The organism is Pedobacter sp. (assembly GCF_035317785.1).
In the GTDB taxonomy this organism is placed as follows: Bacteria; Bacteroidota; Bacteroidia; order Sphingobacteriales; family Sphingobacteriaceae; genus Pedobacter.
Map to the genome: position 1 here is coordinate 1 of NZ_DATHGC010000150.1, position 21690 is coordinate 21690.

The window sequence follows — 21690 nt, forward strand, 5'->3', positions numbered from 1 at the left end:
TTGCGTCTCCAGTCTCAATACTGCGCATCAGCGAGGCTAACCTGTTATTCAATTTAATTGGATAATTAAGCGGATCCTGGCTACTTTGGTTCTTAACCTGATATAGGTTTTCTTCTATTACACTTAGCTTGTCAAGAACTTTTTTATCGTTAACACCGGCATCTTTCATTTTTTGTTTAATGTCTCTGATCTTAATTACTGCGTCATTAGCGAGGGAGGTTTTGCCCCTTACCTCAAGAGCCAGTTTAAATTGTTCCTGAACATCTGCTTCTGTAACACCCTTCAAACGCGGATCAAGCTTAATTTCAAATGGCTGGGTAAGCGTTTTTCCCGCAGCTGTTAACCTTATCTCGTATTTACCCGCTGGTGCCATTGGGCCAAACTGAGCTCGCGCTCCCCACACGATCATACCTTTAAAGGAAGTAGCAGGAGGATATCGCATATCCCATTCAAATTCATTGAGTCCCGCTTCCATCGTTGGTGGCTGCTGCATGCGACCTGCATAATTTTCATCATCCCCTGAGTCTGCTTCACTTTTTGGCTTGGTTTTTACGCCATTAAAGACTTGAACCTGCTTACCGGACGCATCCACGATCTCAATTTTAAGGTCATCAGCATCTTTAGCTAAATAATATTGAAAAACAGCATTTTGAACTCTTCTAACTGCATAGTAAGGTTTGAACAAGTATACGCTTGATTTAGCAATTTCTGGTTTATATTCTCTTATAGGGGCAACATCGTCAAGAACATAAATCGATCTGCCATGGGTACCGATCACGATGTCTTTTTCTGTCACAATCAAATCCGCTACCTGTGTATCAGGAAGATTTAACTGCAGCGGACGCCAGTTTTCACCATCATCAAATGAAACCCAAACACCATGCTCAGTTCCTGCATAAAGTAAACCGGGGCGAATGGCATCTTCCCGAACCGTGTGTACGTAATCATCCTCACGAATTCCTTTAACTATCTTTTTCCATGTCTTTCCGTAGTCATCTGTCTTGTAGATATAAGGAGTTCTGTCGTTCATTTGATACCTTTTAACAGCCACATAAGCTGTACCTGCTTTATGCCGGGATGCATCAATGATGCTGACACGGGAATTTCTAGGCAAGTCTTTAGGCGTAATATTTTCCCATGTTTTACCGCCATCGCGCGTTACATTTATCTGACCGTCATCAGATCCTGCCCATATTGTGTTGACGTCATGATAAGAAGGGGCCAGTGCAAATACTGTAGCATATATTTCAGGACCATTCATATCTCTCGTGATCACACCACCGCTGGTTCCCAATGTTGCTGTATCGGCATAAGTCAAATCCGGACTTATTTTTTCCCAGCTCTGACCTTCATTTGTGGTCATCCAGACATGCTGCGAACAGGTATATAAACGATTAGGGTCAAGTGGCGAGAAGACTATCGGGAATGTCCATTGCCAGCGCTCAGGCAAGGTCTTTGCTTCCTCACCTGAAAAGAAACGTGGATAAACCTGCACATCTCTGCTTTGACCAGTAGCTCTGTTTATCCGTGTCAGAAGTGCACCCTGACTACCGGCATAAAATACATCAGGGTTTTTTGGATCCTGAGCAATATAACCGCTTTCTCCACCGCCTACTGCATAAGCATAACCCATACCCGATTTCATAGAATTTGTTCTTGTATTCATATGGCCCCATCCTTCACTTGGTACAGCTATGGTACTGTTGTCTTGTTGTGCACCTGCCACATGATATGGAAAATCATTGGTTACTGTAATGTGATAAAGCTGAGCTGTAGGAAAATCTTCGTCCGTCCATGCGAGCCCGCCATTTGTAGAAACGGTACCACCCCCATCATTGGCCTGTACCATCCTCATTGGATCCGCCGGATCAATCCAGAGGTCATGATTATCACCATGCGGAACTCTAATCGTTTTATCAAAAGTTACTCCACCATCTGAAGATTTGAAAAATCCAACATTTAACCCATAAATCCCTTCTTTGTCTTTAGGATCTGCTACCATTCTGGAATAATAAAATGCTCTTTGGCGTAACTTTCGCTCATTATTTACCATTTTCCATGTCATTCCAGCATCATCAGAACGGTATAGTCCGCCATCATTTGCTTCTACGATAGCCCAAACACGCTTTGAATCTGCAGGCGAAACTACCACACCTATCTTACCAACCGGCGCTGCCGGCATACCTGGTTTCTTGGTCAGTTCTGTCCAGGTTGCTCCCCCATCTGTTGATTTAAACAAACCAGAGGCGCCTGCACCTCCCCACATTTTATAAGGTGTTCTGTAAACCTCCCAAATAGTAGCATAAACTGTTTCAGGATTATTTACGTCAATAACCAGATCTTCAGCACCAGCTTTATCTCCTTTATATAGGACTTTTTTCCAGGTGGTTCCACCATCTGTAGTTTTAAATACACCCCTGTCTTCATTAGGTCCAAAAGCATGCCCTAAAACCGAAACATAAACTATATCCGGGTTTGTGGGATGAATGCGAACCCTGGAAATGGACTGCGTATTTTTCAATCCAATGTTTTTCCAGGTCTTACCGCCATCGATAGATTTATAAACCCCATCTCCCTGCATGATATTCCCTCTGAATTCGGTTTCTCCAGTGCCAATGTAAACTATGTCGGGGTTAGATTCAGATACCGCAACAGCTCCTACTGATGAACTTTTTATCTGCCCGTCCGTAACCGGTTTCCAGGAAAATCCGCCGTCTATCGTTTTCCATAGCCCGCCTCCTACTGCACCAAAGTAGTATTCCAATTTGCGCTTTGAACTTCCTGCCGCACTAAGTGATCGTCCACCGCGGTTTGGACCAATGTTTCTCCAGGTCATTCCCTTAAAAAAATCTAATTCAGCGCTTTGTTGTGCCTGAAGATCTGAGAATGAGCTACTGATAATAATGACTATTAATCCAATAGCTCTGATAATGTCTAATTTTTTCATATTAATTTAATTTGGTGATCCATTATAGGGTTAGATTAGCGATATGCTTCATTTTGTTCAATGTTGGTATTAGCATTTATCTCAAACAAAGGAATTGGAAACAATACCCTTGGAAGGCTTGGTAAACTAACTGATGTAGGAGAATTGAGTCTCGGAAGATCCACAAGTTTGGTCAGGCTTTGGCCAGTTCTCACGTAATCAAATAGACTATGTCCCTCATAAGCAAACTCTAGCTGTTCCTCATCCCAAATGGCTTGCAAGATAGCTTGTCGACCAACTGGAAACACAGGATTGGCTTTAGCACGTGTCCTCACAGCATTTAGATCGTCAATAGCACCTTGCAGATCCGTCCCTATTTTAGCTTTAGCTTCGGCGCGGTTCAAATACATCTCAGCTATTCTTATTACAGGGATATTGTCGATGTTTCCAGAGGTTTTACCAAATTTTGTAGGATAGTATACATTAGCCGCCGCCAATGCAAATAAGGTACCTCTTTCGTCCTTTGGATCTGCTTTTGCTTTGTTTACAAAACTAGTGTGACATGCTATATCTCCCCGGCCGCCTGCAGTAGTAGGGTAGTACCAGTTTCGTATACCGCTTTGATCCGCGGTATTATATGTCAATTCAAAAACGGATTCGTCGGTGAGTTTACCTGTAAAAATACTGGAAAAACTACCTATCAATAGATAACGGGGTTTATCATTAATCACTTGAGTAGCATAGATTACCGCATCCTCATTTCTTCCAAGATAAAGATATAACCTCGATAGTAATGCTCTGGCCGCACCTTTTGAAGCTTGTGACCTTACAGATGACTCGGGCAGAAAATCCAATGCTTTTAGCAGATCGTTTTCTATTGCACTATAGGTGGCATCAAGAGTAGTTCGAGTTGGGTAATCGATCACACCCGGTGGCGGAATTGTTGTAACAACAGGCATGCCTATTGTTCCTACTACATTTGGAATACCTCCAAATACCCGTGTAAGATCGAACAAAGCCAGCGCCCGTACAAAATGAGCATGCCCGTACATTACCTTTTTCTGCGCGTCCGGAATACTAGCGATAGGCGGTACTTTGGTAAATATTGTATTTGCAACAAATATGGTTTTATTTGCTCGACTGTAAAAATTACCACTTTCTGTATTACCCGTTGAAATTTGGTAGGTATCCATCTCACGATAAAAATCCCAGGTCCCAATACTCTGAGCCTGATCAGTCGATACATCACTCATGATCTGAAAATTCCTTCCATAATAATTCTGGTCTTGCAATTGGTTGTACAAGCCAGCTACCGCAGCTTGCGCTCCCTTAAGATCCGTGATTGCGAATTCCTCATCAACTTCATTTTTTGGTTCTTGATCCAGCACTTTCTCACAGCTGATCAGGCAGGCAGAAAGTATTATGATCATTAGAAATTGGGGAAATACGGATAATACCTTATTGATATATGACGATGTATGTGTTTCTTGTTTCATAGCCTTCATTATTTTAATCATTAAAATGTTACGTTTATACCCGCCATAATTGTTTTAGGCTGAGGCATACTATAAAATTCAATTCCCTGGGTCAATGTATTGGATGCTGTACCTGTAAGCTCCGGATCCAGACCGGTATAATTGGTTATGGTCCATATATTTTGCGCCGACACGTAAATTCTGGCTGCTGACATTTTTATTTTCTGAGCGAGGCTTGAAGAAAGTTTATAGCCCAGCGTAATGTTTTTTAAACGCATATAAGATCCATCTTCAAGGAAACGGGAAGGACGCAGGTCTGAAGCATAATTATCGGCCGTCATTTTTGGAATCATGGTATTATCACCTGGGTTTTGCCATCTGTCTAACTGACTGGTACTGTAATTCGTACTTCGGGTTCCGCCATGTTCCTGGAAGAATCGATTCCAGTTCAACTGTTCGTTCCCATAAGAGTACTGAAAGAAAAACATCAGATCGAACCCTTTATAGTTCAAGGTATTGGTTATACCACCATAGAAATCGGGGTTAGCAGTTCCCACTATCTTGCGGTCATTACTGGAATCAAACTTACCATCACCATTAACATCTTCAAATTGAATATTTCCTGTCTGAGGATCTACACCAGTTTGAGGATTGAGAAAGAAAGAATACATCTCACCTCCTTCCTCATAGCGATAGATATCGCGATTGTAAACATTAAACGGAGCAGCCAGTTTTAGGATCTTATTTTTATTGGTTGCTATATTGAAATTGAAATTCCAGTTAAAGTTTTTTTCATTTTTGAAAATATCCGAATTGATGCCTATCTCAAAGCCCTCGTTTTTCATTTCTCCATAATTTTGAGTATACGTATCAAATCCTGATGTTCTTGGAATAGATACCGCAAGCAAAAGGTCCTTTGTTCTCTTATAATAATAATCAGCTGTTACGTTGATTCTGTTTTCAAGAAATCCAAGATCAACACCAATATCTGTTTGCTGGGTTGTTTCCCATTTAAGATCAGGGTTTACCATTTGAGTCGGTGCAATCCCGGGTACATCAGCATAGGCACCCCCAGCCCATAGACCTCGGGACTGGAAGTCTAAAATACCACTCTGATTTCCCGTCACCCCAATACTTGCCCTTAGTTTTAAGGTACTCAATACATACTTATCTTTCATAAAGGATTCTTCAGAAACAACCCACCCTAAACCAACCGATGGAAATGTACCCCAGCGATTGTCTTTACCAAAGCGGGATGAACCATCACGACGAACATTTAATGTAAGCAGGTACTTTTTGTCATAATCATAATTTAGCCTGGAGAACAATGATCCTATACCATAACTCGTGGAGGTAGAACTAGACCTTTGCACGGCTGCCGCTACTATTTCGGTAAAAGCGTCAGTTGGAAATCCCTGCCCTGTGGCAGAACTAAAATTGGTTTGGGATTCCTGCAAGGTGGTACCAACCAGCAAATTAAACGAGTTTTTATTCAAATTGAGCTGATAACTTAACACATTTTCCTGGATCCAGCTATTATTATTGGTAGATAATGCCTGTGCATTTCCATTGACCGCAGATCCACTGTTTGTTTTAGAATTATCATAAACACTTTCATCTACATTGCTGTAATCAAAGCTATAGGAAGATCTCAAACGAAGTCCCGGAATAAATTCATACTCAGCAAATATAGTCCCAAGGAAACGGTTAGTGATCATGCCTATATTGGTTTCCTCAATAGCAGCAATAGGATTTTCGAAAGTTGCTATCTTGTAATATGAATCATCTGCATTATAAATTCCCTTGTTTGGCGGATAAAAATAGGTACCTTCCAGTCCTCCTGAAATGTTATCATCATTTCTCAATCTTCCCCTGGAATTGTTAGAGTACAAAACACTGGTTCCCATCTTTAATTTCTCAATCGGTGTAAAATCCAGATTGACCCTGCCGGTTGTTCTGTTAAAATCAGATTTTTTAAGGATTCCTTCCTGTAAAAAACTATTACCAGAGATCATGTACTGTACTTTTTCACTACCTCCTCTGATGGAAAGATCGGCATTTCTCAAAGCACCCGTTCTTAATATGGGATCATACCAATTGGTATTAATTGTATTGGCCGGATCTGCATATGCAGCAACATAACTCCTTCCCTGAGCATCAGTCGCGGTAATCGACCCATATTTACCTATCCAGGTATTGGCTCCTGCTTCATTCATCAATGTTTCAAACTGAGTACCGTTTACAATAGCAGGTTTATTGGTAATTTCTTGTGACCCGTAATACATTCCAACACTAATTGTTGCTTTTTTATTGGCTCCACGTTTCGTAGTGATCAGCACAACACCATTTGCGGCACGTGCCCCATATATAGCTGTTGCAGAGGCGTCCTTTAAAACATCCATTGATTCAATATCAGCAGGATTAATATCGGCCATCGGATTGGTTACAGATCCTCCTATACTTAACCCGGATAAGTTGGAAGATTGCACCGGTATTCCATCTATCACATATAAAGGTTCACTTGAAGCATTAATAGATGACGTTCCTCTAATGCGCACAGATACGCCTCCTCCGGGAGTACCCGAATTGGAACTGACCTGAACTCCAGAAGCACGACCCTGCAAGAGCTGATCAGTGCTGGAAGCAGGAATATTTTCTATTTCCGCAGCCTTAACCGAAGTAATTGCACTGGTAATTGTCTTTCGGTTCTGTGAGCCATAGCCAGTTATCACAACTTCGTTCATCACATTAGCTACAGGAGCAAGCTTTATATCTAAAGCCTTTCCGGCAACAATAGGAATTTCGGTAGTCTGATATCCTATATAAGTAACGATTAATGCTGTGCTCTGTCCTGGCACCTTAATTTGAAATACGCCTTCATTATTTGTAGTAGTTCCCAGCTTGGTCCCTTTTATAAGAATACTTACACCAGGTAAAGGCAAACCGTCAGCCTGATCAGCCACTTTACCTGCAACTACCCGTTCCTGGGCTACGGCAGCAAACGACAAAAAGTAAAACAGGAAGAATAGTAAAGGTTTAGTAGATTTTTCCATATTGATTGTATTTAGAAGTTAGTAATAGTGCATTTATTATATTTTTTTGGATAAATCATAGTTATTTTATGATATTTTTTATATTTTTTGTGATTTATGTCTTTTTTTACCGGTAAATCAAACAATTAGCATGTAAATGATTATAAAATCCAAATTATTACACTGCAATTTTAATATTTTTCAGATGAAACAACATGAACACAAATGATTTAAAGAAAAATTCCTGATTTTACCACCAAAAGAGTACATTTTTAACATTTACATCTAAAAATCAAAGATTTTTAAGGAAAAAAACTATGAAATTGGATTTTTAGCAGTACAGCCGTTACACATATCGATCAAACACAGGAATTATACGGGGTTTTCTGATAAAAATCCCATATTTTTGTTAAAAAGCTCGATATAATTTTGAAAAAAAAAATAATATTCATAGTTTTTGTAGCGTTTGCATTTAATAATGCTGGAAATATTATTTTAGTTCAGTTTTTACACTATAAAATTCAAGAAGAAATCAGAAATAAATTGAATTCTACTGGATACAAGAATAAATTACATACAATTTCTATTGACCAGCGCAATCAAAAGGACTTAGAGTGGTCCGAGGATAAGGAGTTCCTCTATCACGGAACTATGTACGACGTCGTAAAACAAAGAAAACAAGGTTCAACTATAATATATTACTGCGTCACAGATACAGAGGAAACTGAACTATTTGAAACTTTGGAGATATTAATGCAACATCAGCTGGCAAATTCAAAAATATCGGGTTTGCTAAAAAACACATACAAACTCTACTGGACCCCCTTAGAATTGCCCAGAGTTGAAATTAAATGCAAATCCGTATTCAACGATAACTGTCACAGTTTGAACGAAAACTTTATTACTTTATATAACAGAGACATCCCCACACCGCCTCCAAAATCCACTTGACCCAACAATCTATACCGCTTATTGGTAATCATGCATTGATAAGCAGTTTTCGTAAATATCATTCTAATTACAATCTCCTTATGTGTCCAAAAAAGCACCGGTAGATTAAACTTTTTAGCACATAATTACCTGCGAACAGCCAGTTGTATGACACAACGTCTATTTAAGGTATTTATCTAAATCACAATTCAATGAAAAAATATTTTAATTTTTTACTATTCATAATTGTTGCACTTTCCGCCAGAGCTCAACAGGGGCAGCTTAAAGGAAAGGTAGTGGACGCCTACACCAATTCTCCTCTGGAAGGCGTAAGTATAACAACTTCTGCCTCCAATGGTACCGTTACAGATAAAAACGGAATATTTTTATTAACCTGCGAACCACCGTTAAAACTCACCGTAAAATTCATAAACTATGAAATCTACACCTCTACAATTAAAAATTGTGAACAGGAGTTATTAATCAGCTTAAACCCTGCCAACACCAATCTGAATACTGTAGAAATAAGTGCATCCGGGCCTGGAAAAAACAGCATTCTTGAAATCCCTCAATCCATAGGTTCATTAAGCAGGCAGGAAATAGTAAGAAATGACCAGATATTCCCTGAAAATTACGTTAACCTGATACCTGGTGTAAGAATGGAAAAACGCACTTCATCGGGAGGTCAGCGGATCTTAATAAGAGGTTACGGATATCCAGCGGGATCTGGAAATGGTATAAACTTTAACGGCTCGGGTATTAAGGCTTATTTAAACGGCATTCCAATTACTGATGCAGAAGGAATTAGCATCTTCGATGATATTGATTTTTCAACACTTGGTAAGCTTGAGGTAATTAAAGGCCCAGCTTCGAGTATTTATGGTACTGGCATAGGCGGAGTTGTTAATATGTATACCATGAAACCTGCTCCCGAATCCACTTCCCTTATTCAGCAAGTTACTGGCGGGAGTTATGGATTGTATCGTACCAATACACGTTTGGAAACCGCCAATGACAAGTTATCTATATTATTAAATTATGGCCATCAGAACTATGACGGATACAGAGTTCATAGTGCGGAGAAAAAAGATTTTGTCAGCTTTGCAAGTGATTTCAGAAGCAACGACAAGGAAACGTTTTCTGTATATGCAGCCTACAATACATCTTTCGATCAGCTGGCCGGGCAATTAAGCAGCACACAATTTTCCAGTAAGCTAAATACTGGTGAGGCTCAGTACATTATAAATGACGGACATATCAAGTATGAAAGTTCCCGATCTGGTTTATCACACAATTACACCTTTTTTAAATATCTTAACAACGTTACCTCAGCTTATACAAGTAATTATCAGTTAAGCCAGGCTTCTGCTGCTGGGTTAACCAGTAATTTTTATCGTAATGTCGGAGCTCGTTCCGTATTCAATCTGAGTTTTACGGGAAAAACAGTTAGTCTGTATGGTGCCGTTGGCGGTGAATATCAAAAGACCAGTTCTTTTAGAAAATCAAACAGCTTAAATAGCACAGGCCAAATGGGCGGACTTACCACAGATCTTGAAGTAGCCTCTACTCAGTATTCGATATTTACTGAATGGAATCTCGAACTGCCAGAACAGTTCACATTGACCGCTGGTCTAAGCACCAATAATATTCAGTATGGTGTTGAAGATAAACTGACAAATACTGCAGCCCCGATTCATAAAGATCAATCCGGCTACAAAGTATTCAGCCCTGTTGCTACCCCACGGGTTGCTCTCCAGAAAATGTTCGGCGACAATATATCTGCTTATGTATCCTATAGTAAAGGATATTCTCCTCCTACCTCAGCAAATACTATCGTCCCTTACAACGGAACAGTGCTTGGCGATCTTAAACCTGAAAAAGCCTCACAATGGGAAATTGGAACTAAAGGTAGCTTTTTGGATAAGAAACTCTCCTATCAGGCAGCGTTGTTTGATCTAAAAGTATCAAACAAATTAACACAACAGGCCGTATACAGTTCTACCGGCGCACAACTTTATTCCTTTACAATCAACAGTGGCTCACAATCAAATAAAGGCGCTGAAATTGCTTTAAGTTATTCCATTTTTGACGACAAAGGTGATCAGTTCGTTTCAAGCGTGAGACCGTTTGTCAACTATACTTATTCTCATTTCAGGTATGACAGTTATAAGAGCGACAATAATAGCAATGCTGCTACTGTTGATTATTCTGGCAAAGCAGTACTGGGTGTACCTGCTAATAACTTAAGTGCCGGCATTGATCTTGATTCAAAATATGGTGTTTATCTACTCACAACTTATCAGTATGTGGACAAAGAGCCCATTACATTTGACAATGCACATTATACATCCAGCTATTCTCTCTTAAATACCAAAGTAGGTTATCACAAAACAATAAACAAACACGTTGATTTTGATGTATTTGCCGGACTTAACAATATCATGAAAAGTCTCTATTACAACATGGTTTTCCTGAGTGTATACACAAATGAGAATACCCCGATCTATTTACCAGCTGCCTATAATGCTACATTTTTTGGAGGACTAAACTTCAAATATAAATTTTAAGACCCTTTAATCGTATGAAAAAACACCTATTAATAGTACTGCTAGCCCTCTCGATTACGGCTTGCACACGTTTCAAGAACAAAAGCCAGGATGGCATCAGTCAAAGAAGAATAGTCTGCATATCTAAACAATATAACGAAATCATGTATGCCCTTGGCGCACAAAACGATCTTGTTGCAGTAGATATTTCAAGCGTCTATCCACCTGCAATAAAAAAGCTACCTACTGTTGGTTATCATCGTGCGCTGAGTTTAGAGGCCATTTTGGCCAACAAGCCAGATATTATACTTGAAGAAGGACCTGAAAGCATGGGACCTGAGCATGTCGTATCACAATTAAAGCAATTAAAAATCCCTATGGTGCAGTTTAAAACGAAAGCAACTAACATAGACAGCACAAAATTACTGATAAAAGAAATGGGCAGTTATTTTAAAAAGCTGGACATGGTCAATTCTCTATGCAAAAAGCTGGACTCCGACATGATTAAAGCATTGGATAACGCAAAAAAGTACCATAATAAACCAAAAGTGCTTGTCATACATTTTGGCCAGGCCTCCAATGTCTACATGGTGATGAGCAAAAAATCACTTGCTGCAAAAATTGTTAGCTGGGCTGGTGGAGAAATGGCTGTCGATGATGTTAAAGGAATGCGTCAGATCTCCGCAGAAGTAGTCGCAAAATCAAATCCAGATGTAATTATTCTTACAGATTTTGGTTATGACCGTCTGGGTTCCTATGAAAAAATTGGAGAGCTCCCCGGCGCCGCAAGCACCAAAGCATTTAAGAATAAACAGGTTTTCCGGTTCGAAGAAAATAACCTTGTTTATTTAGGCCCCAGGACTGGAGAAAATGTTTTAAAACTGCAAAAACTTATCCATCAAGATGAGCAGGCTCAATAAACAATATTCAGGTATTTATCCTATTCTTATCATACTGCTTGTTTTGGCAATGTTAGTATCAATACGCTATGGAGCTGTGAACATTTCATTACAGGAAATGTTCACAGGCCTTGGCAAATGGTTTAGAAAGTCTGATCCCCTAAGTCTCAACGAAAGGATCTTTACAGAAATCAGACTGCCCAGGGCAATTTTATGTGTTTTTGTTGGAGCAAGTTTAGCTGTTGGTGGCGTATTAATGCAGTCTCTGTTCAGAAATCCTATAGTCGAGCCCGGACTTATCGGCACCTCAAGTGGAGCTGCCTTTGGTGCATCGTTCTATTTTGTTTTAGGCGCGGTTTTAAATTTCAATACCGGGGAATGGACACTACCCCTCGCTGCTGCTCTCGGTGGGGTTCTGGCAACATTCATGGTATTTGTACTTTCAGGATCGAAACAATCTGGTAAGGACTCCATAGTAAATTTGCTGTTGGTTGGTATCGCCGTCAATGCCCTGTTTATGAGTGGCGTTGGCTTTATGGCTTATATCGCAAGAGATCCACAAGCAAGATCGATTACATTCTGGACATTGGGGACCTTATCCGGAGGAAACTGGCATTCTGTAATCATTGTAGGCACAACATCTGTTTTTTGCATCGGCGCTGCTTTGAGATACACAAAACATCTAAATGCATTAATGATTGGAGAAGAAGAAGCACGTTACATTGGCATCAATATCACCCACTTAAAACTTGTCATATTACTAATAAATGTACTCATGGTAGCGGTGGCCACTGCATTTACCGGCGTAATCAGCTTTGTCGGACTAATCGTACCTCACTTACTTCGGATTATCAAAGGATCCGATAACCGCTTTTTAGTAATTGGCGGTGCATTAATGGGTGGGCTCCTATTGAGCCTAGCCGACATCACCGCCCGGTTATTATTACAACCTGCCGAGTTGCCCATAGGTATCGTAACCTCAATTATTGGAGTACCGGTCTTTATTTTACTACTGAGAAAAAAAAACAATTATTCATAGTATGCTAAGTGTTAAGAACATCACCTTTAAGATACATGATAAGATACTTCTGGACGATGTATCAGTTATTTTTGAACCTGGAAAGTTAAATCTGATCATCGGACCAAATGGTGCCGGAAAATCTACATTGATAAAAGCCCTGTGTAACCAGATTACCCCTCTTTCGGGATCAATATCCTTAGATGGTAAAGACATAAAAAGCTATTCTCCACCTGAACTTGGAAGGATACGCTCGGTATTGTCGCAAAATATAGATCTGGTATTTCCGCTTAAGGTTTGGGAAGTTGTCATGATGGGACGTTATCCACATTTTATAATAAAGCCAACAAAACGGGACGAACAGATCTGCGAAGATGCCATGCAATTTTTTGATGTTTCAGAATTTGGGGACAGGAACTATATGACACTGAGTGGAGGTGAGAAGCAAAGGGTACATTTTGCAAGGGTCATGGCACAAATCTGGGATCCTGTTAAAAATTCATGCAGGTATTTGATTATGGATGAGCCATTAACATTCCTTGATATTTATTACCAGTTCCAGTTTATGCATAAGGTTGAAGAGATATTACTGGCGGGTGACATCGTGGTGATCGGGGTTGTCCATGACCTCAACCTGGCTGCTCGTTTTGCAGATAAAATAGTATTAATAAATAATGGAAAAATACTTGCTCAGGGCGCAAACGACGACGTATTGACCTTATCAAACATAAAGACTGCTTACCAGCTTACACCGATCATAATAGAAAACAAAAAAACAGGTTCAGTGAATCTGTTTTTTGACTAATCATTAATTATAGACTATAAATGCCAAAAAAGAAAGAATTATCATTTTCAGTCATTATAAGAAAAGCCGCACCAGCTTTTTTTATAATGGTATTCTTTCTGCCCATCACCTTTACCTGCGCCGTATTCAAGATCAGACAAATTACTATCCATAAAACTATTCAGGATTTAAGAGAGACCGGCGTTAGCAAAGACCAGCTGGTTCTGCTGAAGATCCCTTTAACTATCCAAAAGGAAAATAAAATTTTTGACCGCACTGAGGAGAATGAATTTAAGTACAACGGGAACATGTACGATATAATCAGATCTGAAAAACACCAAAATTCAACATGGTTCTGGTGCATTTGGGATGTAAATGAAACCGCCCTTGAAAAAAACTTGAGGGAAATTGGAAATAAAGCCCTCGGAACTGATTTAGATAATGAAGGCATAGAAGAATTACTCAGCCTCTTCATGAACTTTCTGTTTTTAAAGCCCACTCAATCAGAAATACCACTGCCTTTTAAAGACCTGCTGTGCACAAGCAGGTTCAGTATGATATGTAATTTAAATCCGCCAGCTGCCCCTCCTACTCCACCGCCAAAGTGTTAGATCTTTCTTTTTTATCAATAATTATTCTATTATTTATTATCAATCTTACAAAGATGAGATCATTTTTAACGTGTCTGCTTTTATTGCTTGCACTATCTGCCCGCGCCCAGATATTAACAGTAAAAGATAAAGCAACCCAGCAGCCAATAGCGGCATCCGTAAAGATTGGGCGCTCAACCCAAAGCATAAAAACAAATGCAGATGGACAGCTTAATATTTCCAAGTTAAACAAAACAGGTTCAATTTTTATCACTGGCACTGGATATCGGGAACAAATGTTCACTTATAACCAGCTCGAAGAAATGAATTTTATTGTTTCCCTTTCAGAGAGCAACATTTCTTTGGACGCAGTGGTTATCTCTGGCTCAAGATGGCGCCAGTCCAAAAGAGAAGTTCCCAATAAGATCACCACCGTACTGCAAAAAGACATCGTCTTCCAAAATCCTCAAACTACTGCAGACCTTTTAGCGCAGTCGGGAGAAGTCTATATACAAAAAAGCCAAATGACAGGGGGTAGTCCAATGATCAGGGGCTTTGCAACAAACCGTGTATTGTTAACTGTAGATGGCGTTCGAATGAATACCGCCATTTTCAGGAGCGGAAATTTGCAGAACGTCATTTCATTGGACCCACTAGCAACGGAAAGTGTTGAAATTTTATTTGGCCCCGGATCTGTTATCTATGGTAGTGATGCCATTGGTGGGGTGATGAACTTTAACACCCTGTCTCCAAACCTGTCAGTTGACGGAAGCCCTTATGTTACCGGAAGCGCGCTTACCAGATGGTCATCTGCCAATTCAGAGAAGACAGGACATGTTGATTTCAATATAGGATTAAAAAAATGGGCATTTTTAACCACCATTTCCTATAGTGATTTTGACGATCTAAAAATGGGTTCCAGAGGTCCTGCAGAATACCTTAGACCAGAATATGCACAGGTAATTGATGGTATCGACACAAAAGTGGCCAATTCAGATCCCGAGAAACAAGTTCCAACTGCGTACAATCAAATCAATTTGATGGAGAAGATCACATTTAAACCAAACGAAGACTGGAATTTCAACTACGGATTGCATTACTCTACTAGTTCAGATAACCCGAGGTATGATAACCTGCTTCGCTATAAGGGCGACCAGCTCAGGTCAGCAGAATGGTATTATGGTCCGCAAAAATGGCTGATGAATAATTTAAGCCTGACCAGCTCAAAGCAGCACAAATTATATGACAATATGAAAATTGGACTGGCACATCAGTTCTTTGAAGAAAGCCGTCATGACAGGAACTTCGGGAGTACCAGCAGAACAAATAATGTTGAAAAAGTAAACGCGTTGTCAGCAAACCTGGATCTTGAAAAGATCCTTACCGACCGGCATTCCATTTATTATGGAGCAGAAATCATCTACAATAAAATCAATTCCACAGGTACTCTCCAAGACGTTAATACAGGTATTTCAGCCGAAGGACCAATACGCTATCCAAACAATTCTGACTGGAGTTCTTATGCGGCCTTTCTTACATACCGTTACAATGTTGCCCAAAATTTAGTCATGCAGACTGGAATGAGGTATAACCACTTTATATTGAATGCCAAATTTAACGACAAATTTTATCCATTCCCCTTTACAAGTGCCAATATAAATCAGGGAGCGCTTACAGGGAGTGCCGGCTTAGTATACAGTCCTGCTGCATCCTGGCAAATCAGCACCAACCTCTCCACAGGGTTTCGCTCGCCAAATATTGACGATATAGGGAAAATATTTGAATCAGCGCCGGGAATGGTAGTTGTTCCCAACCCTGGGCTAAAAGCTGAGTATGCTTACAACGGAGACCTTGGCATTGCAAAAACCTTTGGTACTTTCGTAAAGCTTGATGCAACAGCCTTTTATACACATCTTGATGATGCCCTGGTTAGGAGAGATTTTACGCTTAACGGATCCGGCACGATCATATACGACGGAGAATCCAGTCAGGTACAAGCCATACAAAATGCAGCAAATGCTCATGTATGGGGCATTCAGGCAGGACTAGAAATTAAGCTACCACTAAGATTGGGACTGAACTCACGCTTCAACTACCAAAATGGCGAGGAAGAGCTCGATGACGGAACTACCGCGCCGTTAAGGCATGCTGCGCCATGGTTTGGCACTTCGCACCTTACTTATTCACAAAATAAGCTAAAGGGAGACTTTTATATTTTTTATAATGGAGAAGTGAGCTATAAAGAACTTGCTCCTTCTGAAGGAACGAAAACCTATATGTATGCTATTGATACCGATGGTAACCCATATTCGCCGTCATGGATCACCTTAAATTTTAAGGCCTCGTATCAGCTGACAGATCACTTAATGTTAAATGCCGGTTTAGAAAACATTACAGATAAAAGGTATCGTCCTTATTCTTCGGGAATAGTTTCTGCCGGGAGGAACTTAATTGTTTCCATAAGAGCATCTTTTTAAAAATCAAATCACCCCAATTGTCTATAAAGACAATTGGGGTTGTAAATCGTGGTTATTATCTACCCGAACCTATCTTACTATTAAAACCTATGCATGTCGTGATTAAAGGTTTGAAAGAAGAACTGGAGTCCTATTGTTTACCTTTGCCAAATGCAGAAGTGTAAAATCTATTTTATAAGCGGGCTCGGTGCCGATAGGCGAGCCTTTAGCAGGCTAAAATTCCCGGCACAATTTGACCTGGTATATCTTGACTGGATACCGGCATTACACAATGAATCTTTAGTAGATTATGCCGGCAGATTATCACTTAATATCGATACCTCTGCCCCATTTTATTTAGTTGGCTTGTCGTTCGGAGGCATGCTGGCTACAGAAATAGCAAAGAAATTAAACCCTGTTCACACCTTCCTGATATCCAGCATATCGGTTTTTAAAGAACTGCCCTGGTATTACCGTGCAAGCGGCACTTTAAACTTACAAAAACTCGTCCCGCTGGACCTCATGAAAAAAGGCAACAATATTGGCTTAAGATTTCTCGGTGCCAAAACTAAAGATGAAAAAGCATTACTCAAACAATTGGTAATAGACAGTGACCCCGTTTTCATGAAATGGGCGCTAACAGCCATACTAAAATGGCGAAATACCGAGCGTCCTGCCAATATTACCCAGGTACACGGAACAACAGACAACATACTTCCTCATAAATATACAAAACCCGATATCCTTATTGAGGGCGGCGGACATTTTATGGTTCATGCCAATGCACCCGAAATTATGGAAAGGTTAGTATCTATCTTATTTAGGTAGCTTTTCAAAAACCAGAAAGTGTTGAATTGGCATAAACTGGCCATTTTGGACCAAATGAAAACCATTAGCTGTCAATTCCTTTTCCACTTGGCTTACACTCATCTTGTGTTCAGGCTTTATTGCGACAGCGGGGTCTTCCTGCTTATACTCCAAAAGCAGCAATTTGCCTTTTGACTTCAGTGCCCGCTTTATCGCTTGTAAAAATTCCTTCGGATAGAGCAGCTCATGATATACATCCACCATGATCGCCAGATCAATTGAACCATCCGGCAAATTAGGAGACTTTTCAGCGCCCTTAATCACCGTCACATTATCTGTTTTCAGTTCAGTCGCTTTGTTTTTTAGATAAGCAACTGCATCATCTTGTATTTCAACAGCATAAACCTTACCTCCACTCACTTTTGGTGCAATGCGAAAAGTATAAAAACCCGATCCCGCACCGATATCGGCAACTACACCATTCTTTGATACCGGCAACCTTGAAATGGCCAGATCCGTATTCTCTTCTTTAGAACGGCTGTTACGCTCCAGCCAGGCCATACCATCAAAACTCATGATACCAGCGATTTCCCTACCCATGTACACCTTGCCCGTTCCATTAGCCGAAGGAGTTTTATACGTATAAACGCTATCTTTTTTCTGGGCAAATGCGCTGCTTGTCTTGAGGGCAGGGACAGCAAGAACCAACAGGACCAGTATTTTAAAAAAATTCATATTCCTAATTTACAAAAATCATACGATTTAAACAGCGTATAGTTCCATGCATCAATATAAACTCCAGACTCCCTATAACAAAAACATAAGTATATCCGTTAACAGTAGAAAATTCAACAATATGCGCATCCTAATCATTATTAGCTTCTTTTTCTCCTGCACCCAAAACATTATCGCCCAGCCCAGACCCGCTCTGGAGATCACACACCTTACCGGCAACTTCTACATCTACAAGACCTACAATCTCTACCAGGGCAGCTACACCCCTGCAAATGCTATGTATTTGATCACAAACAAAGGTGCAATACTATTTGACACCCCCTGGGATGAGACGCAGTTTCAGCCCTTATTGGACAGCATCGAACACAAACACCATAAAAAAGTGATCATGATCATCGCCACCCATTCCCATGAGGACAGGGCCGGCGGCTTTGGCTTCTATAATAAAAAGCACACCCCAACCTACAGCACAAAACTTACAGATGAAATCCTAAAAAAAGACAATAAGCCACGACCCAGCCGGACATTTGAAAACGACACCACCTTTACAATTGGCGGGCATAAATTTCAAACCTGCTACGCAGGAGAAGGCCATACCAAGGACAACATTGTGATCTGGTTTCCAAAAGAACGCATACTTTATGGCGGATGTCTGATTAAAAGTATTGAGGCAAAAAAACTTGGCTTCACTGGCGAGGCCAATCTGCAGCAATGGCCAAAAACACTCAACAAGCTGAAACAAAGATACCCGTCTCCAAGCTATATCATCACAGGTCATGACAACTGGAGAAGTACAAAATCGATAGATCATACCCTGGAATTATTAAAATAAATTTGCGTAACCAAATGGTATCCTATATCTTTATATTATACTTAGAATTATGGAAACAAAACCACTGATTATAGAACGGACCTATAATGCGCATATTGAAAGGGTCTGGAAAGCCATCACTGACAAGGATCAGATGAAAGAATGGTATTTTGAGCTTGAAGAATTCAAAGCCGAAAAAGGATTCCAATTTCAGTTTACCGGTGGAGATGAAAACGTACAATATCTCCATGTATGCGAAGTAATATTTGTGGATCCGCCCAATAAACTCAGTTACAGCTGGACTTACCCCGAACATAACAACGGATATTCTGTGGTCACCTGGGAGCTATTTAAAGAAGGAGATAACAAAACCAGATTAAAGCTGACCCACGAAGGCCTTGACAGTTTCCCTAAAGACAATCCAAATTTTGCAGTTACAAGCTTTACAGAAGGCTGGAACTTCATACTCGGAGATTCACTCAAAAAATACCTAGAGACAGCTATCATCAAATAGCCCGTTTCCATTGCCGTCCCCCGGAGGTAATCTGGAATATGAACGCCCCCTCCGGAAAATCCTCAATACAAGAAACTAAACAGCCTCCGGCTTGTTACTACATAAATTTTAATTTATGCTGTTAGCCATTGACTGGACAAAATTCATTGTGGGTGAAGAAGACTGGGAATTTCTGCTCGAAATTTCTCTCAGGACTATTATCATGTATTTTATTATACTGATAGGTCTCAGGCTATTGGGCAAACGTGGCGTACGTCAGCTTTCTGTATTCGAACTTGTCGTGATCATTAGCCTCGGTTCGGCCGCCGGCGACCCCATGTTTTACAAGGAAATTGGGCTTATGGTGCCAATCGTGATCTTTGCCATCATAGTTGGTGCGTACCGGCTGACCACATACCTTATGGCCAAAAGCAGTAAATTTGATGATCTTGTGGAAGGGAAGGCTGCTTACCTGATTAAAGATGGTGAATTTAACGTCGAGGAATTTGGTAAAGAGGCACTCGCCCACGACGAATTCTTCTCAGAACTGCGTCAGCAGAGTATATCACATCTTGGACAAGTAGATACGGCAATTTTGGAAACCTCCGGCATACTCAGTATCTATTATTATCCTGACGATCAGGTTAAATACGGGTTACCTATACTGCCAGCCCTGTTTGACAAAAGGAGCAAAAAAATACCTAAAGCCGGCCACTATGCCTGTGCCTTCTGCGGCAATGTGATCAAAGTTACCAGTGCCGATGTCAAAAATTGTGAAAAATGCGGACATCATGAGTGGGTGGAAGCCATTAAAACCTATCGGATTAAATAATTGTTATACATATCAGATTAAGAAATTATGGAACCATTTAGAATAGAGGTTGCAGCAGGCAGCCAGGGAAGATTTTTCGACATTAAGCCTCTGGGCAATGCGCGATATGAAATATTTGTCGAAGGTGACACTATCGGAACAATACAGCTGGACGAAAAAGACCATGCTCATTGCGAAAGTCAGGGTTGCGAATTAGATCTTCCAATGCTGAACTCTATACGAGAGTCAATCCAATACTATGAACAATGGAATCACGGGATGGGTCACAGTTAAAGTTTGAAGCAAAAAACAACGTTAGCTTCTTGCCCTATAAAAAAGAATAAGCTGATAAATATAGAAGGGTATTGCCCATGCTGCCCAAAACAACGAAGGACTAATATCTGCAAAACTGCCTAGAGCCACAACAAAGGGCAACTTAATTGCCAGACCAGAAATCACAAAAGCCAGCGTAGATAAATAACTTCTGACCATCCACTCGCTATGTGATTTAAATTTCCTTTTTACAGCTGCTATAAGCGCTGCAAAAGTCGAGATTAACCACACCGATACCCAAACCTGCAGGGAAAAAGCATATGCCCAGTTTACCTTGTAAGCAGTTGTAAAAGCCAGCACCACTGCAGTAGTTCCGCTCGTCAATACTGCGAGGCAATACAGATACCCAATAATTCTGTGAATTTTTGGCCGGTTTTTTCTAAAGACAGCCCAGAACTGAGGTGGTCCAAGAATAAGCGCACCCCCGCCTGCAGTAATATGCAATATGAGAACATACCTGTAATCAAAATACTTTCCCATCGCTGCTCTGGTGAGTTCAAGAAAATGATCAGCACCATGCATAAAATACCATGCTAAACCAATCACCCCAAACCACAACAAAACATTTTTAACCGTTTCCATATAGATTATTTTTCACAAAAATCTATAATAGAATGTACCGTATCAATTAGGGAAAAACGATTCGGTCACCGAAAATTTATTCGATATAAACCTCAGCAGCATTGCAGTCTATAGCTCTGATGCGCTCCCTATTGTCCGTTCCCCATTTGTCAATGGCACCAAGAATAGGAAGTACAGCCTGGCCCGCATCCGTCAGAGAATAATCTACCCGCAACGGATAACCAATAAATACCTCTTTGGAAACCATACCATATTGTTCCAGTTCCCGAAGCTGCATATCAAGCACTCTTGGCGTAGCTGAGGATATCTCTTTGTGAATATCGGTAGGCCGGTGATGCCCCCTGTTAATTGCATCCAGGATGCAAAGTTTCCATTTGCCACCAAGCACCTTTGTAAAAACGTTCAAACCGCAATCAAGGTCTTCTGGATTTTTTCTAATATAATTAGGCGACATAAGCTAAT

18 protein-coding genes are annotated in these 21690 nt (G+C 40.4%); 12 read left to right on the forward strand and 6 right to left on the reverse strand.

What is annotated here, in order from left to right; genetic code table 11:
* The 3 genes from VK541_RS09365 to VK541_RS09375 form a co-directional block, all read right to left on the reverse strand.
* Positions 1 to 2947: VPS10 domain-containing protein (locus VK541_RS09365; protein ID WP_324369269.1), on the reverse strand; the 2947-nt coding region annotated here is incomplete at its 3' end.
* Between the two features lie 35 nt (positions 2948 to 2982).
* Complete coding sequence (locus tag VK541_RS09370; protein WP_324369271.1) at positions 2983 to 4422, reverse strand: RagB/SusD family nutrient uptake outer membrane protein; 1440 nt, start codon at positions 4420 to 4422, stop codon at positions 2983 to 2985.
* 20 nt (positions 4423 to 4442) lie between these two features.
* The gene (locus VK541_RS09375; RefSeq protein WP_324369273.1) at positions 4443 to 7454 is read right to left on the reverse strand and encodes a TonB-dependent receptor; all 3012 of its coding nucleotides are present in this window, start codon (positions 7452 to 7454) and stop codon (positions 4443 to 4445) included.
* A 408-nt stretch (positions 7455 to 7862) separates the two neighbouring features.
* Here VK541_RS09375 and VK541_RS09380 point away from each other — a divergent pair, with 408 nt between their 5' ends.
* From VK541_RS09380 to VK541_RS09415, 8 genes are all read left to right on the forward strand, one after another.
* Positions 7863 to 8384: a hypothetical protein gene (locus tag VK541_RS09380; protein ID WP_324369276.1), complete on the forward strand. Its 522-nt coding sequence runs from the start codon at positions 7863 to 7865 to the stop codon at positions 8382 to 8384.
* A gap of 191 nt (positions 8385 to 8575) precedes the next feature.
* Complete coding sequence (locus tag VK541_RS09385) at positions 8576 to 10930, forward strand: TonB-dependent receptor (RefSeq protein ID WP_324369278.1); 2355 nt, start codon at positions 8576 to 8578, stop codon at positions 10928 to 10930.
* Between the two features lie 14 nt (positions 10931 to 10944).
* Positions 10945 to 11829 carry a heme/hemin ABC transporter substrate-binding protein gene (locus VK541_RS09390; protein ID WP_324369280.1) on the forward strand — a complete coding sequence of 295 codons (885 nt, stop codon included), beginning with the start codon at positions 10945 to 10947 and terminating at the stop codon, positions 11827 to 11829.
* Positions 11813 to 12847, forward strand: a complete 1035-nt coding sequence (locus tag VK541_RS09395) for an iron ABC transporter permease (protein ID WP_324369282.1) — start codon at positions 11813 to 11815, stop codon at positions 12845 to 12847. The genes VK541_RS09390 and VK541_RS09395 overlap by 17 nt, the downstream gene beginning before the upstream one ends.
* A gap of 1 nt (position 12848) precedes the next feature.
* Complete coding sequence (locus VK541_RS09400; RefSeq protein ID WP_324369284.1) at positions 12849 to 13631, forward strand: heme ABC transporter ATP-binding protein; 783 nt, start codon at positions 12849 to 12851, stop codon at positions 13629 to 13631.
* Between the two features lie 20 nt (positions 13632 to 13651).
* Positions 13652 to 14221 (forward strand): hypothetical protein, encoded by a 570-nt coding sequence (locus VK541_RS09405; protein WP_324369286.1) that lies wholly within the window; start codon positions 13652 to 13654, stop codon positions 14219 to 14221.
* Positions 14222 to 14274: 53 nt separating this feature from the next.
* Positions 14275 to 16677, forward strand: coding sequence for a TonB-dependent receptor (locus VK541_RS09410; RefSeq protein ID WP_324369288.1), 2403 nt, complete (start codon positions 14275 to 14277; stop codon positions 16675 to 16677).
* 150 nt (positions 16678 to 16827) lie between these two features.
* Positions 16828 to 17484, forward strand: a complete 657-nt coding sequence (locus tag VK541_RS09415; RefSeq protein WP_324369290.1) for an alpha/beta hydrolase — start codon at positions 16828 to 16830, stop codon at positions 17482 to 17484.
* Here the strand turns inward: VK541_RS09415 and VK541_RS09420 are convergent.
* Positions 17473 to 18198 (reverse strand): class I SAM-dependent methyltransferase, encoded by a 726-nt coding sequence (locus VK541_RS09420; RefSeq protein WP_324369292.1) that lies wholly within the window; start codon positions 18196 to 18198, stop codon positions 17473 to 17475. The genes VK541_RS09415 and VK541_RS09420 overlap by 12 nt on opposite strands.
* Before the next feature lie 121 nt (positions 18199 to 18319).
* On the opposite strand from VK541_RS09420, the gene bla reads away from it, so the two are divergent.
* From bla to VK541_RS09440, 4 genes are all read left to right on the forward strand, one after another.
* On the forward strand, positions 18320 to 19030 hold the full coding sequence (gene bla, locus VK541_RS09425; RefSeq protein WP_324369294.1) for a BlaB/IND/MUS family subclass B1 metallo-beta-lactamase: 711 nt from the start codon (positions 18320 to 18322) through the stop codon (positions 19028 to 19030).
* Between the two features lie 49 nt (positions 19031 to 19079).
* Positions 19080 to 19523 carry an SRPBCC domain-containing protein gene (locus tag VK541_RS09430; RefSeq protein WP_324369296.1) on the forward strand — a complete coding sequence of 148 codons (444 nt, stop codon included), beginning with the start codon at positions 19080 to 19082 and terminating at the stop codon, positions 19521 to 19523.
* A 115-nt stretch (positions 19524 to 19638) separates the two neighbouring features.
* Entirely contained in the window at positions 19639 to 20334 is a 696-nt protein-coding gene (locus tag VK541_RS09435) for a DUF421 domain-containing protein (RefSeq protein ID WP_324369298.1), read from the forward strand.
* A 27-nt stretch (positions 20335 to 20361) separates the two neighbouring features.
* Positions 20362 to 20607: a hypothetical protein gene (locus VK541_RS09440; protein WP_324369300.1), complete on the forward strand. Its 246-nt coding sequence runs from the start codon at positions 20362 to 20364 to the stop codon at positions 20605 to 20607.
* A gap of 21 nt (positions 20608 to 20628) precedes the next feature.
* Here VK541_RS09440 and VK541_RS09445 read toward each other — a convergent pair whose 3' ends face one another.
* Together VK541_RS09445 and VK541_RS09450 are read right to left on the reverse strand one after the other, a co-directional pair.
* Positions 20629 to 21228, reverse strand: a complete 600-nt coding sequence (locus tag VK541_RS09445) for a DUF2306 domain-containing protein (RefSeq protein WP_324369302.1) — start codon at positions 21226 to 21228, stop codon at positions 20629 to 20631.
* Positions 21229 to 21304: 76 nt separating this feature from the next.
* Positions 21305 to 21682 carry a helix-turn-helix domain-containing protein gene (locus VK541_RS09450; RefSeq protein WP_324369304.1) on the reverse strand — a complete coding sequence of 126 codons (378 nt, stop codon included), beginning with the start codon at positions 21680 to 21682 and terminating at the stop codon, positions 21305 to 21307.
* Positions 21683 to 21690: the final 8 nt, after the last annotated feature.

Bases quoted from the DNA above. Each gene is read 5' to 3' on its own strand.
- VK541_RS09390 (WP_324369280.1), top strand. From the start codon at position 10,945: ATGAAAAAACACCTATTAATAGTACTGCTAGCCCTCTCGATTACGGCT.
- VK541_RS09375 (WP_324369273.1), bottom strand. From the start codon at position 7,454: ATGGAAAAATCTACTAAACCTTTACTATTCTTCCTGTTTTACTTTTTG.
- VK541_RS09420 (WP_324369292.1), bottom strand. From the start codon at position 18,198: ATGAATTTTTTTAAAATACTGGTCCTGTTGGTTCTTGCTGTCCCTGCC.
- VK541_RS09440 (WP_324369300.1), top strand. From the start codon at position 20,362: ATGGAACCATTTAGAATAGAGGTTGCAGCAGGCAGCCAGGGAAGATTT.
- VK541_RS09430 (WP_324369296.1), top strand. From the start codon at position 19,080: ATGGAAACAAAACCACTGATTATAGAACGGACCTATAATGCGCATATT.
- VK541_RS09400 (WP_324369284.1), top strand. From the start codon at position 12,849: ATGCTAAGTGTTAAGAACATCACCTTTAAGATACATGATAAGATACTT.
- bla (WP_324369294.1), top strand. From the start codon at position 18,320: ATGCGCATCCTAATCATTATTAGCTTCTTTTTCTCCTGCACCCAAAAC.
- VK541_RS09415 (WP_324369290.1), top strand. From the start codon at position 16,828: ATGCAGAAGTGTAAAATCTATTTTATAAGCGGGCTCGGTGCCGATAGG.
- VK541_RS09445 (WP_324369302.1), bottom strand. From the start codon at position 21,228: ATGGAAACGGTTAAAAATGTTTTGTTGTGGTTTGGGGTGATTGGTTTA.
- VK541_RS09385 (WP_324369278.1), top strand. From the start codon at position 8,576: ATGAAAAAATATTTTAATTTTTTACTATTCATAATTGTTGCACTTTCC.
- VK541_RS09450 (WP_324369304.1), bottom strand. From the start codon at position 21,682: ATGTCGCCTAATTATATTAGAAAAAATCCAGAAGACCTTGATTGCGGT.
- VK541_RS09395 (WP_324369282.1), top strand. From the start codon at position 11,813: ATGAGCAGGCTCAATAAACAATATTCAGGTATTTATCCTATTCTTATC.
- VK541_RS09370 (WP_324369271.1), bottom strand. From the start codon at position 4,422: ATGAAACAAGAAACACATACATCGTCATATATCAATAAGGTATTATCC.
- VK541_RS09435 (WP_324369298.1), top strand. From the start codon at position 19,639: ATGCTGTTAGCCATTGACTGGACAAAATTCATTGTGGGTGAAGAAGAC.
- VK541_RS09405 (WP_324369286.1), top strand. From the start codon at position 13,652: ATGCCAAAAAAGAAAGAATTATCATTTTCAGTCATTATAAGAAAAGCC.
- VK541_RS09410 (WP_324369288.1), top strand. From the start codon at position 14,275: ATGAGATCATTTTTAACGTGTCTGCTTTTATTGCTTGCACTATCTGCC.